Below are 572 nucleotides of genomic sequence, written 5' to 3'. Positions count from 1 at the left end.
ATTGGCCGTCCGATCGCCAACACGCGGATCTATCTTCTGGACGGTCATGGTGGGCCGGTGCCGTTCGGGGCGGTGGGCGAGCTTTACATCGGCGGGGCCGGCGTTGCGCGTGGCTACCTGAACCGGCCCGAGCTGACGGCGGAGCGGTTCATCGCCAGCTCCTTTGTGGAGGGCGACCGGCTGTATCGGACCGGCGATCTGGGGCGCTATCTGCCGGACGGCAATCTGGAGTTTTTGGGCCGCAACGACGACCAGGTGAAGATCCGCGGCTTCCGCATCGAGCCGGGCGAGGTCGCGGCGCGGCTTTGCGAGCACGAGCTTGTCGGCGATGCGGTGGTGGTGGCGCGCGCCGATCGCACCGGCGACCAGCGGCTCGTCGCCTATGTGGTGGCGAAGCCGGCGGACGGATCGGACGAGGCCGATGGCGCGCAGCTTGCTGCCTCCTTGCGCGCCCATCTGGGTAGCCTGCTGCCCGACTACATGGTGCCGTCGGCCTTCGTGCGGCTGGATGGGCTGCCGCTGACACCGAACGGCAAGCTCGACCGCCAGGCGCTGCCGGCCCCCGACGACGA

At 69.6% G+C, this 572-nt stretch carries 1 protein-coding gene; it reads left to right on the top strand.

What is annotated here, in order from left to right; all coding sequences use genetic code 11:
• A partial coding sequence (locus tag NKJ73_RS34170; RefSeq protein WP_352572798.1) for an AMP-binding enzyme occupies positions 1–572 on the top strand: 572 nt, incomplete at both ends.

The organism is Mesorhizobium sp. M0074, from assembly GCF_040322975.1.
In the GTDB taxonomy this organism is placed as follows: domain Bacteria; phylum Pseudomonadota; class Alphaproteobacteria; order Rhizobiales; family Rhizobiaceae; genus Mesorhizobium.
Note: the sequence above shows the minus strand (reverse complement) of the source record. Positions and strands in the feature narration are given on the sequence as shown.